The 14,450-nt window shown below is 72.5% G+C and carries 14 protein-coding genes and 1 riboswitch; of the genes, 8 read left to right on the top strand and 6 right to left on the bottom strand.

What is annotated here, in order from left to right:
• Positions 1–93 precede the first annotated feature (93 nt).
• From AC5L3X_RS21330 to AC5L3X_RS21320, 3 genes are all read left to right on the top strand, one after another.
• On the top strand, positions 94–537 hold the full coding sequence (locus AC5L3X_RS21330; RefSeq protein ID WP_494859058.1) for a MarR family winged helix-turn-helix transcriptional regulator: 444 nt from the start codon (positions 94–96) through the stop codon (positions 535–537).
• A 45-nt stretch (positions 538–582) separates the two neighbouring features.
• The gene (locus tag AC5L3X_RS21325) at positions 583–942 is read left to right on the top strand and encodes a DMT family transporter (RefSeq protein ID WP_494859056.1); all 360 of its coding nucleotides are present in this window, start codon (positions 583–585) and stop codon (positions 940–942) included.
• Between the two features lie 73 nt (positions 943–1,015).
• On the top strand, positions 1,016–1,429 hold the full coding sequence (locus AC5L3X_RS21320) for a DMT family transporter (RefSeq protein ID WP_494859055.1): 414 nt from the start codon (positions 1,016–1,018) through the stop codon (positions 1,427–1,429).
• A 163-nt stretch (positions 1,430–1,592) separates the two neighbouring features.
• Here AC5L3X_RS21320 and AC5L3X_RS21315 read toward each other — a convergent pair whose 3' ends face one another.
• Positions 1,593–2,189 carry a C40 family peptidase gene (locus AC5L3X_RS21315; protein WP_494859054.1) on the bottom strand — a complete coding sequence of 199 codons (597 nt, stop codon included), beginning with the start codon at positions 2,187–2,189 and terminating at the stop codon, positions 1,593–1,595.
• Between the two features lie 58 nt (positions 2,190–2,247).
• Positions 2,248–2,403, bottom strand: a riboswitch (cyclic di-AMP (ydaO/yuaA leader).
• Positions 2,404–2,668: 265 nt separating this feature from the next.
• The gene (locus AC5L3X_RS21310; protein WP_189125910.1) at positions 2,669–3,361 is read right to left on the bottom strand and encodes a class I SAM-dependent methyltransferase; all 693 of its coding nucleotides are present in this window, start codon (positions 3,359–3,361) and stop codon (positions 2,669–2,671) included.
• A 70-nt stretch (positions 3,362–3,431) separates the two neighbouring features.
• Between AC5L3X_RS21310 and AC5L3X_RS21305 the strand changes: the two genes are divergently transcribed.
• Positions 3,432–4,310 (top strand): LysR family transcriptional regulator, encoded by an 879-nt coding sequence (locus AC5L3X_RS21305; protein ID WP_494859051.1) that lies wholly within the window; start codon positions 3,432–3,434, stop codon positions 4,308–4,310.
• A 7-nt stretch (positions 4,311–4,317) separates the two neighbouring features.
• Here AC5L3X_RS21305 and AC5L3X_RS21300 read toward each other — a convergent pair whose 3' ends face one another.
• Both AC5L3X_RS21300 and AC5L3X_RS21295 read right to left on the bottom strand, forming a co-directional pair.
• Positions 4,318–5,265 carry a C40 family peptidase gene (locus AC5L3X_RS21300; RefSeq protein WP_494859049.1) on the bottom strand — a complete coding sequence of 316 codons (948 nt, stop codon included), beginning with the start codon at positions 5,263–5,265 and terminating at the stop codon, positions 4,318–4,320.
• Between the two features lie 106 nt (positions 5,266–5,371).
• On the bottom strand, positions 5,372–6,694 hold the full coding sequence (locus tag AC5L3X_RS21295) for an NYN domain-containing protein (RefSeq protein WP_189125913.1): 1,323 nt from the start codon (positions 6,692–6,694) through the stop codon (positions 5,372–5,374).
• 142 nt (positions 6,695–6,836) lie between these two features.
• Here AC5L3X_RS21295 and AC5L3X_RS21290 point away from each other — a divergent pair, with 142 nt between their 5' ends.
• Positions 6,837–7,898, top strand: coding sequence for a phosphotransferase family protein (locus AC5L3X_RS21290; RefSeq protein ID WP_494859047.1), 1,062 nt, complete (start codon positions 6,837–6,839; stop codon positions 7,896–7,898).
• Here the strand turns inward: AC5L3X_RS21290 and AC5L3X_RS21285 are convergent.
• Both AC5L3X_RS21285 and AC5L3X_RS21280 read right to left on the bottom strand, forming a co-directional pair.
• Positions 7,888–8,538, bottom strand: coding sequence for a response regulator transcription factor (locus AC5L3X_RS21285; protein WP_494859046.1), 651 nt, complete (start codon positions 8,536–8,538; stop codon positions 7,888–7,890). The two genes, AC5L3X_RS21290 and AC5L3X_RS21285, sit on opposite strands and share 11 nt — an antisense overlap.
• The gene (locus AC5L3X_RS21280) at positions 8,535–9,734 is read right to left on the bottom strand and encodes a sensor histidine kinase (protein WP_494859044.1); all 1,200 of its coding nucleotides are present in this window, start codon (positions 9,732–9,734) and stop codon (positions 8,535–8,537) included. The genes AC5L3X_RS21285 and AC5L3X_RS21280 overlap by 4 nt, the downstream gene beginning before the upstream one ends.
• Positions 9,735–9,969: 235 nt before the next feature.
• Between AC5L3X_RS21280 and AC5L3X_RS21275 the strand changes: the two genes are divergently transcribed.
• From AC5L3X_RS21275 to AC5L3X_RS21265, 3 genes are read left to right on the top strand one after another with little or no spacing between them, the layout of a single operon-like run.
• Positions 9,970–10,614: an ATP-binding cassette domain-containing protein gene (locus tag AC5L3X_RS21275; RefSeq protein WP_494859042.1), complete on the top strand. Its 645-nt coding sequence runs from the start codon at positions 9,970–9,972 to the stop codon at positions 10,612–10,614.
• Positions 10,611–11,423 (top strand): ABC transporter ATP-binding protein, encoded by an 813-nt coding sequence (locus AC5L3X_RS21270; RefSeq protein ID WP_494859040.1) that lies wholly within the window; start codon positions 10,611–10,613, stop codon positions 11,421–11,423. Before AC5L3X_RS21275 ends, AC5L3X_RS21270 begins: the two co-directional genes overlap by 4 nt.
• Positions 11,420–14,374, top strand: a complete 2,955-nt coding sequence (locus tag AC5L3X_RS21265) for an FtsX-like permease family protein (RefSeq protein WP_494859038.1) — start codon at positions 11,420–11,422, stop codon at positions 14,372–14,374. Before AC5L3X_RS21270 ends, AC5L3X_RS21265 begins: the two co-directional genes overlap by 4 nt.
• The last annotated feature ends 76 nt before the right edge of the window (positions 14,375–14,450 follow it).

Genomic DNA, 14,450 nt, shown 5'->3' with positions numbered 1-14,450 from the left:
CGACCCTCCGGTCCCGGCCGGGCCCGCGTGGGCCGAGAATCATGCTAGTTTAGCTGCATGCACATGCAGTCATCTGTCTCAGACTCCGCGTCCATGGGCAGCCTCAGTTCGGCATGGTCCCAGGTCGCCGCGTTCACGTCGGCGGTGGATGCGAGTCTGGGCAAGTGGCTCCTGGACGCCCACAGGGTCGGGCTCACGGAGTACCGCGCGCTGACGCACCTCGCCCAGGCTCCCGACAAGGAGCTGCGCGTGAACGATCTCGCCCAGCGGGTCGGCTTGAACCAGAGCTCCGTCACACGCCTGGTGAGTCGCCTGGAGGCGAAGAACCTGACTCGCCGCGACATCTGCCCTGACGACGGGCGCGGGGTCTACGCGGTCATCACCGAGCAGGGAGAGGGCCTGGTCCGGGAGGTGCGCGGCCCTTACGAGGAGCGGGTTCGCGAACTCCTCGGCCACGTGGCGGCGCACTATCCGCAGCTCGACGCGAGCCGGCTCAGCCGCGCTCTGAGCGACCTCGGCAACCTGGTCGTCCCCTGACGATCCCCCGCGCCCGATCGCGGGGGCCGAATCACGCGTTCTCATATGCATGTACATGCAGGAATCTACCCGAAAGGAACACCCATGAGCTGGCTCTACCTGGGAGTCGCCGTGATCTTCGAGATCGCGGTGGCCCTCTCGGCAAGCAAGGCGAAGGGCTTCACCCACCTGTGGTGGACCGCCGCGACCCTGGTCAGCGGCGCGATCGCGACCTTCTTCCTCAGCCTGGCACTTCTCACCTTCGACGTCGGCGTCGGTTATGCCCTCTGGACCTCGGTGGCAGGCGTCGGGATCGTCGTCGTCGGCGCACTGCTGCTCGGCGAGCGTCTGAACGGGAGGAAGCTCCTCGGCATCCTCATCGTCATCGCCGGCGTCGTCGGACTGCAACTCAGTGGAGCGGCCTGATGAGCCATCCGGCGTCCCCACCGCGCACCACCCGCTCGCCCCACACTCCCGCATCACGAAAGGACTGACCCCCATGACCGCGACAGGCGCACAGCACGGTTCCAAGGCCGGTGCGTGGCTCGTGCTCCTGCTGGCCGGAGCATTCGAGGTCGGCTACGCGCTCAGCGTCGGAGGCAGCGCGGGATTCACCGTCCTGGGCTGGTCCGTCTCCGCCGTCGTGTTCTTCCTGCTGACGCTCTTCTGCCTCAGCGTCGCTCTCCGGAACATCGACGTCGGGATCGGCTACGCCGTCTGGGCGGGCATCGGCGCAGTCGGCGCCGCCGTCCTCGGCCCGGTGTTCTTCGACGAGTCACTCACTGTCACTCGAGCGTTCTGGCTGGCAGTGATCATCGCGGGGGTCGTCTGGCTGAAGCTCGCGGACAGCCCCGAGCCCGAGGCCGGGAAAGCCGCGTCCACGTCTGACGCGCGAACCGTGACCGACCGGTGACCCCAGGAGGTTCGCGGTCGCACCGCCGGCATTCACCCGAAGCCGGGTCTCCCTCCTGAGCGGCCGGGAGTCACTCGGCGGAGCGAATCCCAGCGGTCTGCCGCGAACGACAAGTCGGCGACAGACCGCTGAGATTCCGCCAGCTCCCATTCGGCCCTACAGGTCACAGACCGGGACGTACCGCCCCCACGAACGACGACTTGCGCCACCCGCTGACCTTCTCGACGCGTACCGTGAAGCCGGTCCTCGGCGAATGGATCATTTTGCCCTTGCCGACGTACATGCCCACGTGACCGAGCCCGCGGAAGAACATCAGGTCTCCTGGCTGGAGGTTCTTCCAGGAGACCTTCTTCTTGATGCGTGCGTACTGGCTGTTCGTCACGCGCGGGATCGTCACCCCGGCCTTCCTCCAGGCGTACTGGACGAGGCCGGAGCAGTCGAACGAACCGGGTCCGGTGGCGCCGTACCGGTACGGGTCACCGATCTGGTTCCTGGCCACGGCGACGGCCGTGCGGGCCTTCGCCTGCTGCCGTGCGGCCTTCGATCTCTTCGCGGTCTTACTCTTCGCGGTCTTGTTCTTCCCGGACGCGACGGTCACCGATCCGGCGTTGGTCCGCGCGGGCGCCGTGGTCCGCACCGTGGCGCCCGTCGTGGCCGTCGTGGCCGTCGCGGGGGAAAGGGCCGAGCCGCTCGCCGTCGCCACCTCGGCCTGAGCGGGGTGCACCAGGCCGCCGGCCGTCACGGTCATCGTGAGGGCCACGCCACTCAGGGCAAGGCGGGACAGACGGGGGTTTTGCGAGGTAGACAGGATTTCTCCTTGGATCTTCCACGAACGCCTACCGGGTTAGCTGACGGATTCGGGCCTGGAAGTCGCCCTACGGCGCGATGCGCGCCGATTCACCCCTGATCCACGAAGGATCGCTGGGTCCCCGGTTCCGTGCCTCCTGGCTGCACGGATTCGGCAGGTCACCGGCCTCGCGTTCGAGGCGGACGGCGACCGGCGGATCTTTGTCTCGACCACATCGGCGGACCGATGTCGGCGGGCGGCGAACATGGCGTGTTCGCCGCGACGCCAGAACCTACGCCGCTTTGTCACGAACAAGCAAAGGCAGAGTCAAGCTGTAAAGATCCGATAAAGGTGTCAGTAAGGTGATGAGCCCCTGTTTATCAGGGGGTTCTGTAATGAGAATGTGACCCTCCTCACACTTGACGAAACGCCTGTGTGTCAGGTCCCAAATGTCACTTCTGTCGCGCTGTCACCCTGAGCCCCACATGCTGGAGGGTCCCGGCCGCGATCCGCTCGCGCTCGATCCGCCACAGCTCTCCGGCGACCTCCTCGGCGCCGGAGACCAACCTGCCGCCGAGGTAGCGGGACAGGTACGGCTGACGCCGTACGTCGTCGATCCGGAAGCGCGCGGCGATCCCGGCGAGCATGGCGTCACCGCGCGCGTATCCCGCGTGGGCGGCCCGCCAGCGCCCGGCCGGGTCCGGGCAGGGCCCGCGCGGGAAGTCGGCGAGCCCGGCGGCGGCCAGCAGCGCGCCCGCGTCGTAGAACCAGGCGGCGTCCGCCGCGCCGGCCCGGTCCCAGGCGAACTCGTCCACCGCCAGGGTCCCGCCGGGGGCCAGCAGCGCGGCCGCCCGGTCGAGCACGGCCTCCAGCGGGCTCATGTGGTGCAGCGAAAGCGACAGGATGATCACGTCGAACGGGTCGTCCCGATGACTCGCCAGGTCGGCCCGCACGGCGGGCACCCCGGCCGACCGCGCCGCCGCGACGGCCTCGGCCGAGATGTCCAGGGCGGTGACCTCGTGCCCGTGCCGGGCCAGCGCGGCGGCCAGCCCGCCGTCGCCGCACCCGGCGTCGAGGATCCGGACGGGCCCACCGGGCAGCACCTCGTCCAGCCAGTCCAGTTGATGGTCGTCGATCGTCTCCATGTGCCGAGCATCCACCGGCCGAGGCATGCGCACTACTGCGGATTCGGCATGAAAGGCATAAGCTCCATGCATGCTTGACCTTTGGTCGCTCCGGGTGCTGCACGAGGTGGGCAGGCTCGGCTCCTTCTCGGCCGCGGCCGGGGAGCTCTCGATGACCCAGCCGGCCGTGTCGCGGCAGATCGCCACCCTGGAGCGGCGGGCGGGCGTGCGGCTGTTCGACCGGCTGCCGCGCGGGGTACGGCCCACCGACGCCGGGCGGGCGGCGCTCGACCAGGCGTCGGAGATCCTCGACGGGGTCACGCTGTTCGAGACCCGGCTGCGCGCCTTCGCCGAGGCGGGCGCGGGGCGGGTGCGGGTGTCGGCCTTCCCCAGCGCGGCCACCGCCTACGTGCCCGACCGCTTCCGCGCCTTCGCCGCGCTGCACCCGGGCGTCGAGCTCTCCCTGACGGTCCGGGGCGGCCCAGACGACCCGTACGCCGGACTGCTGGCCGGACAGGCCGACGTGGCGCTGCTGACGTCCTGGGACCCCGAGCCGGGGCCGGGCGTCGAGCTGGTGCCGCTGATGGAGGACGACCTGCACGTCGCGCTCGCCCGCACCCATCCGCTGGCCCGGGGCGAGCGCGTACGGCTGCGCGACCTGGCGGACGAGGCCTGGATCGACGGCACCCACCCCGACTGCCTGGGGCCCCTCTCGCAGCTCACCACCGCCCTGGGCGGCCCGCCACGGGTCAGCCACCTGTGCGACGACTGGAACGGCAGGCAGGGGCTGGTCGCGGCGGGCGTGGGGGTGATGCTCTACCCGTCGATCGCGGGCCGGGCGGCACTCCGCGCCGACATCCGCCTGCTGCGTCCCTCTCCGCGCCTGCCCTCACGCCGCGTGCTGGCCGCGCTGCCGTCCGCCACGCCCTCCCCCGCCGTGGCCGCCTTCGTGGCTCTGCTGGCCCGCTGAGCGCCTCTCAGGGCCGGATGACGCCGACGATGCGGCGGCTGGAGAGGCTGCTGACCTTGATCACGTCGCCGGTCTGCGGGGCATGGACCATCTGGCCGTTGCCCGCGTAGATGCCCACGTGCCCCAGGCCCTCGCTGAAGATAAGGTCGCCGGGCTGCAGGTCGTTCGTGGAGACCTTGCGGCTGGCGCCCCACGCGTACTGCTGCCAGGTGGTGCGCGGCAGCGTGACGCCGCCCGCGCGCCAGGCGGCCTGGGTCAGCCCCGAGCAGTCGTAACCGCGCGGGCCGGTGCCGCCGAACACGTACGGCTTGCCGATCTGTGCGTAGGCGAACCTGAGCACGGCCGCGGCGTTGCCCGAGGCGGGGCCGGTGTACTTGATGCCGGTGCTGTTGGGGTTGCCGGCGTTGTAGGCGTTCAGCTTGTCCAGCAGCTTGCGTTGCTGGGCGACGAGCTTGAGCACCTCCGAGCGTTCCTTCTGGACCTCGTCGCGTTCCTTGTCGGCCTCGGCCAGCGCGGCCTCGGCCTTGTCGCGCTCGGCCTTGAGGCCGCGGTTCTCCCTGTCGAAGGCCGTCAGCTTCTGGGCCCGCTCCTGGGAGATCTGCCCCGCCAGCGCCAGCCCGCCCAGCAGGAAGGTGGGGTCGTCGGTCCCGGCCATGGAGGGCCAGGAGGTGATGTCGCCGCCCAGCTTGTAGGTGTCGACGGCCATCGAGATCACCTGCGAGCGCAGCTCGGCCACCGTGGCGAGCTTGCGCTTGTAACCGGTGTTGAGCCGGGTGTAGCGCGTCTGGGCCTCTTTGTGCTTCTCGGTCGCCGTGTTGTAGCGGTCGACGACCTTGTCGGCCTTGTCGTTGAGCTTCGCCAGCTTGGCCTTCGCCTGCGCGACCGTGGGCCGAGGATCGGCGAGCGCTCCACCCGTGGGAGACAGCAGCAGCCCGATCGTGAAACCCGCGGCCACCGTTACCCGGCCTAACCTCACAGCGTCGCCTCCCAGGGGATCCACTCTGGGGCGAAATAGTACAGAAGTGGTGGGTGTGAACTCACCTAAACGTCAGATTCGTAATCTACGCGCGGCCGAGGCGGCGCAGCAGCACATTCGCCGGAACCGGTCTGGCTCCCATCCGGCGCACGGACTCGGCCACCTCGCGGTCGGAGGAGACCACGGCGATGGCCCGGCCGGGCGGCTCGGCGCGGACGAGCTGGCGGATCAGGTCGTCGGCGATCTCGCCGGGCGCGCTGAAGAGCACCCGCACCCCGCGCGGCGCGACGACCTGGACCGGCGCGTTGAGCTCGGCCCCGTCGAAGACCACGGTGACCTCGACCCGGGTCTGCGCGACCAGCCCGCCGAGCCCGGTCATGAGGCGGTTGCGCTGGTCGGCGAGCGTGAGCGTGCCGTAGCCGGACTTGGTCACGTTGTAGCCGTCGATGATCAGGTGCACCTGCGGCAGCCCGAGCAGTTGGTCGAGCAGCTGCGGGTCGTCGTCGGACAGCGCGCGGGCGGGGACGCCGCGCACTCCGGGCCGCTCCCCCGCGACGCCCGCGACCGAGTCGGCGGGCCTGCTGATCGTGGTCGGCAGCGCCAGCTCCCGCCGCAGCCCGGCCGAGGCGTCCTGCAGCGCGTCGAGCAGCACCCTGACGCGCGCGTCCTCGATGCTGCGGCCCTCGCGGGCGGCCCGGCGCGAGGCTTCGAGCTGTTTCTCCACGTCGGCCAGCCGCTCGCGCAGCCGGCGCAGCTCGGACTCCCCCGCGTTGCCCGCGGCAGAGGCGGCCGTTCTGGCCTCCTCGGCCGCCTGCTCCATCTCCTCGGCCCGCCGCACGGCGGCCTTGGCCCGCTCACGGGCCTCGTGAAGCCTGCGGCGCAGGTCGGAGTTCTCCACCCGGGCGGCCTTGATCTGCTCGCGCAGCCGGTCGGCCTCCTCCTTGGCCGAGCTCTTCTGGGCGACCAGCTGCTCGCGCAGCCGGGTGACGACCTCCTCGCGCTCGGAGCCCTCGGCCGCGACAGCCGACTGCTCCAGGTCGGCCCGGGCGGCCTCGACCATGTCGGCCCAGCCGGGCGGGCGCGTCAGGTAGGCGGTGGCGGCGACCAGCACGGGATCGGCGGCGGGCGGGACGTTGCCCTCGGCTAGCGAGGCGACGAGCTCGGGCCAGCCCGCGGTCACCGACTCGGCGACCGCCTCGCGGAACTCCTTGTCGTTCTCCAGCTGGGCCGCGATGGGAGCGCTGCCCAGCTTGGCGCGCTTACGCGGGTCGAACTTGGCGATGCCGCGCAACGGCGGCGGCACGGAGACAGGGGGCATCGAACCGAGAACCTGGGCCGCCAGGTCGACCACATTGAGCCGCACCTGCTCGGGAAGCGGGCGAGACAGGCCTTCACCCGCTGAACTCATCCTCTGTCCCTTCGTGACATGCCCTTTCAGACAAGGGTACGGCTGCCGTGTACCTGACCGTAACGGCGACCCTTGTATGGACAAGCGCTTGGTTGAGGTATACGACTCGTACCTGACCCGGTGCTCGCCAAGGAGGTCCGCCGTGACGGAGGAGCTGCGCACATCCACCCGTGACCTGGACGAACTCCGTCACCGGCTGGACGCCTGGCTCCGCCGCCGGATCGGGACCCCGGTCGCCGTCTCCGAGCTGTCGCGGCCGTCGAGCAACGGCATGTCCAGCGAGACCCTCTTCTTCACCGTCTCCTTCCAGGGACGGCACGACCGCTGCGTGGCCAGGCTGGCGCCGTCGGCCGAGGCGGTGCCCGTCTTCCCTTCCTACGATCTGCGCGCCCAGTTCGAGATCATGCGCCTGGCCAGGGAGAAGGCCGGGGTGCCGGCACCGAGGGCGCTCTGGTTCGAGCCGGATCCGGCGCCGCTCGGCACGCCGTTCTTCGTCATGGAGCGCCTCGACGGACAGGTGCCGCCGGACGTCATGCCGTACACGTTCGAGGGCTGGCTGCTGGACGCGGCGCCGGCGCGCAGGCGCGCCCTGCAGGACGCGACGGTGGGGATCGTGGCGGCGCTGCACGATGCCCCGTTCACGGCGGACGACCTGGGCGTGCTCGGCCGGGGCGGGCTGCGCGCGCACATGGACGCGCAGCGCGCCTACTACACGTGGGCGCACGGCGAGCGGCCCATCCCGCTGCTGGAGCGGGCGTTCGACTGGCTGGAGGAGCACTGGCCGGGCGATCCGGGGCCCGACGTGCTGAGCTGGGGCGACGCCCGGATCGGGAACGTGGTGTACGACGACTTCACCCCGGTGGGGGTGCTCGACTGGGAGATGGCGGCGGTCGGACCCCGCGAGCTGGACCTGGCCTGGATGATCTTCCTGCACCGCTTCTTCCAGGACCTCACCGAGGCGCTGAACATGCCTGGGATTCCAGATTTCATGGAACGCGACGCCGTTTGCCAGAAGTATCGCGAGCTAACCGGATACATCCCTAAAAACATGGACTTCTACGAGCTGTACGCGGCCCTCCGGCACGGCATCATCATGGCCCGCGTCTGGCAGCGCAGGATCCACTTCGGCGAACAGCCCAGGCCCGACGACCCCGACGACCTGGTGCTGCACCGGCCCACCCTGGAGCGGATGCTCAGAGGTTAGCGTCGTAGACCAGCAGCGCGATCTGCACCCGGTTGTTCAACGCCAGCTTGGTGAAGATGCGCGAGACGTGCGCCTTGACCGTCGCCACGCTCATGAAGAGCTCCCGCGCGATCTCCGCGTTGGACCCACCCCGGCCGACGGCCAGCGCCACCTCCCGCTCCCGCTCGCTGAGCCTGCCGAGCAGGGCGCGGGCCCGGTCGGCCCGGCCGCCCGCGCCGCCCTCGGACACGTGCGCGATCAGCTGCCGCGTCACCACCGGCGACAGGATCGGCTCGCCCGCCGCCACCTTCCTGATCGCCCCGACCAGCTCGGCCGGCGGGATGTCCTTCAGCAGGAAACCCGCCGCCCCGGCCCGCAGCGCGCGCAGCACCTGGGCGTCGGCGTGGAACGTGGTGAGCACCAGCACCTCGGGCGGCGCCTTGGTGGCCCGCAGCCGTTCGGTGGCGGTGAGGCCGTCGACTCCGGGCATCCGGATGTCCATCAGCACCACGTCGGGACGGTGCTCGGCCACCAGCGACGGCACCCGCGCCCCGTCGTCCGCCTCGCCGACGATCGCGAGGTCGTCGGCGCCACCGAGGATCATCGACAGCCCGGCCCGCACGAGCGCGTCGTCGTCCACGATGAGCACCCTGATCGTCACGGCGTCCACGGTAACCACGCTCTCAACCGGAAGTCACCGCCGGGGGCGGCGCCGTACTTCAGCCGGCCGCCCGCGAGCTCGACCCGCTCGACCAGCCCGATCAGCCCGGCTCCCGCGCCGGGGATGCGCGAGCCCTGCTGGGCCCGGAGCGGATTGCGCACCTCGACCGTCAGGCCCTCGCCGGGCGCGCCCGACACGGCGACGGTGACCGGCGACCCGCCCGCGTGCTTGCGGGCGTTGGTGAGCGCCTCCTGCACCACGCGGTAGGCGTTGCGGCCGAGCCCCTGCGGCACCTCCGGTGGATCGGCCCCGGTCATCGACAGCGTCACCTCCATGCCCGCCCGCCGGCACTCCTCGACCAGCGCGGGCAGGTCGCCGAGCGTGGGCTGGGGCCGGTCGGGCACCGGGTCGTCCGGCGCGGAGGAGGGATGGCGCAGCACGCCGATCACCTCGCGCAGGTCCTGCAGCGCCAGGTGGGCGCTGTCCCGGATCGCGCCCGCCGCCCGGGCGATCTCCTCGGCGGGGGCGTCGGGCCGGAACTCCAGGGCGCCCGCGTGCAGGCTGAGCATCGAGATGCGGTGCGCCAGCACGTCGTGCATCTCCCTCGCGATCCGCTCACGCTCCAGCCGCCTGGCCTCCCCGGCCGCGATGGCGGCGCGCTGCCTGAGCGACCACACCAGCTGCCGCCTGGCCCGCACCACGATGCCCCACGCGAACACGGTCAGCACGATGGCCACCCCGAGGACCAGCTCCCCGGCCCGGCCGAGCTCGGGATCGGGCCTGAGCAGTACGTACGGCACCAGCATGACCAGGTTGAACAGGGCGAACGGGCCGGAGATCCGGAACGGCCGGTGGACGGCCACCGTGAACAGGCCGACGACCGCGGCCCCGCCGACCAGCGCCAGGCAGGACGAGAGCGCGGTGACGACGAGCGCGAACCCCAGCGGCCACCTGCGCCGCAGCCACACCGCCGCGCACGCCAGCACGCCGGCGACCTGCTCGACGACCACCAGTGGGCCCGGCACGCCGGTCAGCTCGGACGCGGTCAGCAGGGTGATGCCGCAGGCGGCGACGAACATCGCGAGGTCGACGATCCAGTCGCGCGTCGAGCGCCGGGCCGGCCTGCCGTCCGTGTCATCGCCCAGCAGGACGGAGGGCAGCGCCCAGTGGTATTCGTGCTCGCGCCGCTCGGTCACGGGTACTGAGGTTACGGGGCCGCACCGGGCCGCCGACAGCGACCAAAGTCGATGCCGCGTTCCGCCGGACGTGGCGAGCCGCGGGATTCCTGTCGATTGCCCATGCCCCTGCGCTGGACAAGCGGAATCTCGCGGCTCAGGGCTTGCCCCATTGAGGCTATGAGCCGCACTTGCAATGCGGTTGCAACCGCGTTGACCGTTGACGTCAAGAGCGCGGCTGATGGATGATCCGCGCGTGATCTTCGGAACAGCGCTCTCCTGCGAGGCCCTGAGCTGCCGCGCGGGCGGCCGGACGATCATCGAAGATCTCTCGCTGGAGCTGGCCGAGGGTGAGCGGGTGGCCCTGATGGGGCCGTCGGGTTCCGGCAAGACGACCCTCCTCACCACGCTGGCCGGGCTGCTCCCGCCGGCGTCGGGCCGCGTCCTGGTGCGCGGCGTCCCACTGGACGAACAGCCGGGGCTGCGCGCCGGGCTGGCCCTGGTCTTCCAGTCGTACGGCCTGCTGAGCCTCCTCACCGCGGCCGAGAACATCGAGGTGACACTGCGGGCCGCCGGCCATCGCCCCAAGGAGGCCGTGCGGGCGGCGGCCGCGGCGCTGGAGCGGCTGCGGGTGGCCCGGTTCGCCGACCATCTGGTCGAGGAGCTGTCCGGCGGCCAGCAGCAGCGCGTGGCCGTGGCCAGGGCGCTGGCGCTGCGCCCCCAGGTGCTGCTGGCCGACGAGCCGACGGCCGAGCAGGACCCCACGCACCGTGCGGCCGTGCTCGACGAGCTGCTCGCGGTGACCGGCGACGGCACCACGCTGGTGATCGCCACGCACGACCCCGAGGTGGCCGAGCGCTGCGACCGGGTGATCGAGCTGCGCGAGACGGCGCGCCGATGAGCGCGGTGCGCTGCGATGGCATCGTGCAGATCTACACGGCCCAGGACGTCGAGGTCGTCGCGCTGCGCGACGTTGACCTGGTCATCGATCCGGGCGAGACGGTGGCGCTGCTCGGCCCGTCCGGCGCGGGCAAGTCGACCCTGCTGTGGCTGCTGGCCGGGCTGCTGCGGCCGAGCGCCGGGCGACTCTGGCTCGACGGCGTCGAGGTGGGCCGCCTCGACCAGCGCAGGCTCGACCGGCTGCGCTCCTCGCACATCGGCATGGTCCTGCAGAACCCCGCCCGCAACGTGATCGGCTACCTGTCGGCCGCCCAGAACGTCGCGTTCGCCCAGCGCGCGGTCAGGACCGACCGGCGCAGGGTGCGCGACCTGCTGACCAGGGTGGGCCTCGGCGACATGGGCGCCCGGCCGGCCGGGCGCATGTCGGGCGGCGAGCAGCAGCGCCTGGCCGTGGCCGTCGCCCTGGCCAACGCGCCCCGGCTGCTGCTGGCCGACGAGCCCACCAGCCAGCTCGACGCCGGCTCGGGCTCCCGGGTGATCGACCTGATCAAGGACGCGGCGGAGCGGGACGGCACGACCGCCGTGGTGGTCACCCACGACGTCGCGGTCAGCGAGGCGCTGAGCCGTACCGTGACCATCAGGGACGGGCGGGTCGGCGCGGAGGGCAGACGCGGCGAGGACTTCGTGGTCGTGGGCCGGGAGGGCGCGGTGCAGGTGCCGCCCGAGTACCATCACCTGCTGCCACCCGGCTCGATGGCCAGAATCGAGCCGATCGAGGACGGCGTCGTGCTGCGGAGGGCCGACACGTGATCCTGCGCGGCCTGTGGGAGCGCCGGGCGCTCGCGTTGATCGTCCTGCTCATCGCCGTCGTGCCGATCGCGACGGCCGCCGTCGGGCCCGTCTACACGGCCGCCGCGCGCACCACGATCGTCCGGAACGCGATCGACGCCGCGCCCGCCGAAGGACGCGGCTGGCGCTACACCACCACCGGCCTCGATGTGAAGGGCAGCGTGGCCGCGTTCGTGGCGGGCGCCGGCTTCACCACCCCGCCCGTGTTCGGCATGGAGACCACCAGCGGCCGTCCCGGTGACGAGCGCGTCCTCCCGCTGATGTGGCAGGAAGGCCAGTGCGAGCACCTGCCGAGGGCCGTCGGCCGCTGCCCCGCGGCGAGCGGGGAGGTGCTGGCCTCCGAGGCGTCCGGGTTCAAGGTGGGCGACGAGGTGCTGCTGTCGTCGATCGTCACCAGCGACCCCGGCACCGGCAAGCTCGTGCCCGCCCCCCTGCGCGTGGTCGGCCTCTACCGGCCCGGCCCGGCGGACGACACGTACTGGTTCGGCCGGACACTGTTCGGCACCGGACGGACCGACGCGCTGTTCACCGTGCCGCAGACCCGCTTCGACACCCACGCGCTCGGCTCCCGCTGGACCGACTACGGCATCGTCTACGCCGACCCGCGCCGGCTCACCGGCGCCGACCTCGGCACGCTGGCGCGCATGCAGGCCGCCGCCGAGGCGGCGGGCCGCGACACCGACGACATCGTCTTCTCGCGCATGGCCGACACCCTGAAGGCGATGACCGCGCAGACCGACGCGCTGGACGTGCCGGCGCTGCTGGTCGTCGCCCAGCTGGTGGGCCTGGGCTGGCTGCTGCTGTTCCAGACCGTGGGCGACCTGGTGAGAGCGCGGGGCCCGGAGATCGCGCTGGCCCGGTTGCGCGGTCACGGCAGGCTGCGGGTCTGGCTGTTCGCGCTGGCGGAGCCGCTGCTGCTGCTGGCCACGGCGGTTCCGCTGGGCCTCGCGCTCGGACGGGTGGCGGCGGGGCTGATGATCGGCGCCCTGCTCCCCCGGGGCATCCCGGTCGACCTGCCGCCCGAGACGTTCGCGGCCGGCATCGCCGCCACGCTGGGCGGCGTGCTCGCCGCCGCGTTCGCGGCCTACCGCACGGCCACGCGCCCGGTCACCGAGGAGTGGCGCCGCACCCCGCGCGGCAGCGCCCGGGGGTGGGTGCTGGACGCCGTCGTGCTCGCGGTCGCCGCGGTCGGGCTGGTCGAGCTGCTGGCGGCCGGGGTGATCACGGACGTGTCCGGCCAGAGTTCGAGCGCGCTGGCCGTGCCCGGCCTGCTCGCGCTCGGGACGGGGCTGCTCGCCGGGCGGGCGCTGCCGTTGCTGAGCCGGCGGCTGTTCGGACTGACCAGGCGGTACGGCGGGATCGGGCCGTTCCTCGCGCTGCGGCAGGTCGCCCGGGGCCCAGTCACCGCGGGCAGTGTGATCGTGCTCGGCAGCGCGTTCGGGCTGGCCACCTTCGCCGTGTCGGCCTGGACGGCCACGCAGGGCGACTACCGGCAGGTCGCGGCGTTCCACAACGGCGCCCCCACGGCCCTGACCATCCGCCCGATGGAGCCGCGCGCGCTGACCGCCGCCCTCGACAAGGCCGACCCGACCGCCACGCTGGCCGCGCCCGTGATCAAGCTGCCCGGCCCGCCGCAGCTGGTCGCGACCGACCCCGTACGACTGGCGATGGTCGGCCACTGGGACCCCGAGCTGGCCGGCGGCACCTCGCTGGCCAAGGCCGCCGCCGCGCTGACCGGCACCCGATCTCCGCGTGTGTGGCTGCGCGGCGACCGGTTACGCGTGAGCCTGCGCCACGACCGGCCGCCCGATGGCTACACCTCGCGGCTGCGCGTCACCCTGCGAATCCCCGGTGAGGCGGAGCCGGTGGCGGTCCCCCTCGGGCTGCTGCGCGGGGCGAAGGGCGGCGACTACGCCTGGAACCTGCCTCCCGCCTGCGCCGACTCCCCGTGCGAGCTGCGCGCCGTGCACGTGGAGCTGATCGGCCCGCCGGACCAGGAGGCGAGCCCCTTCCTGCAGCTCCAGGTCACCGGGCTGGCCGTACGCGACGCGGGCGTCTGGACCACCCTGGACCCACCGGCCTGGACCGTGGACGGCGACCCGGCACGGACCGACGGCGGTTTCACCGCCTCCACGATCGACAACCAGACCCTGCGTCCGGCCACGCACGGCGGCGTGCTGCCCGCGATCGTGGTCGGCGCGACGGACGGGCGGCTGTCGCCGGGGCTCGACCAGTTGTTCGCCGTGCCCTCCGAACGGGTCGCCAACGCCGTCGCGGCCCCCGGTCTGGACGGCCCGGGCGTCCTGGTCGACCTGGAGGAGGCCGACCGGATCGCCTACGGCGTGCACGCCGGAGCGACGTACGAGATCTGGACGACCGCGGCCGACCCGACCGCGCTGGAGCGGGCGCTGCGCGAGCAGGGCGTCACCGTCGTGTCGGCGCGGACGGTGGACGATCTCGTGGCGGGCTACGCCGGCGAGGGGCCGGGGCTGGCACTCACGCTGCTGCTGGTGTCCGCCCTGGCCGCGGCGGCGCTGGCGCTCGGCCGGACCGTCCTCGCGCTGCACACGGCGGCCCGGCGGCGCGGCTACGAGCTGGCCGCGCTGGAGGCGTCCGGCGCGCGCGTGGCGGCGCTGCGCCTGTCCCTCATGCTGGAGCAGGTCATCACGATGGCGGCGGGCACGCTGGCCGGGCTGGCGGCCGGGCTGCTCGCGGCCCGGGTCGCGCTGTCGCGGGTGCCGCAGTTCGCGCAACCGCCGCTCACCCCGCCGCTGCCGCACGAGATCGCGCCCGGCCCGGTCGCGCTCGTCATCGGCGCCGCGCTGCTGGCCAGCCTGCTCGCCGCGGCCGTCGTCTCCGAGTCGCTGCTGCGCGGGGTCAAGGTCGAGCGCCTGCGCGACGCCCAGTCATGAGAGCCGGCGCCGCGGCTCGGCGGGCAACGGTCATGGGGGCGGAAGGCGCAACTGTCGGTCCTTCTCTCTAGGGTCT

It is taken from the genome of Nonomuraea sp. CX421, from assembly GCF_059358955.1.
Note: the sequence above shows the minus strand (reverse complement) of the source record. Positions and strands in the feature narration are given on the sequence as shown.

What these genes read in the sequence shown, in the direction of transcription:
- AC5L3X_RS21295 (WP_189125913.1), bottom strand. Translation starts at nt 6,694, where the DNA reads ATGAGTTCAGCGGGTGAAGGCCTGTCTCGCCCGCTTCCCGAGCAGGTG.
- AC5L3X_RS21305 (WP_494859051.1), top strand. Translation starts at nt 3,432, where the DNA reads ATGCTTGACCTTTGGTCGCTCCGGGTGCTGCACGAGGTGGGCAGGCTC.
- AC5L3X_RS21325 (WP_494859056.1), top strand. Translation starts at nt 583, where the DNA reads ATGCATGTACATGCAGGAATCTACCCGAAAGGAACACCCATGAGCTGG.
- AC5L3X_RS21320 (WP_494859055.1), top strand. Translation starts at nt 1,016, where the DNA reads ATGACCGCGACAGGCGCACAGCACGGTTCCAAGGCCGGTGCGTGGCTC.
- AC5L3X_RS21310 (WP_189125910.1), bottom strand. Translation starts at nt 3,361, where the DNA reads ATGGAGACGATCGACGACCATCAACTGGACTGGCTGGACGAGGTGCTG.
- AC5L3X_RS21270 (WP_494859040.1), top strand. Translation starts at nt 10,611, where the DNA reads ATGAGCGCGGTGCGCTGCGATGGCATCGTGCAGATCTACACGGCCCAG.
- AC5L3X_RS21330 (WP_494859058.1), top strand. Translation starts at nt 94, where the DNA reads ATGGGCAGCCTCAGTTCGGCATGGTCCCAGGTCGCCGCGTTCACGTCG.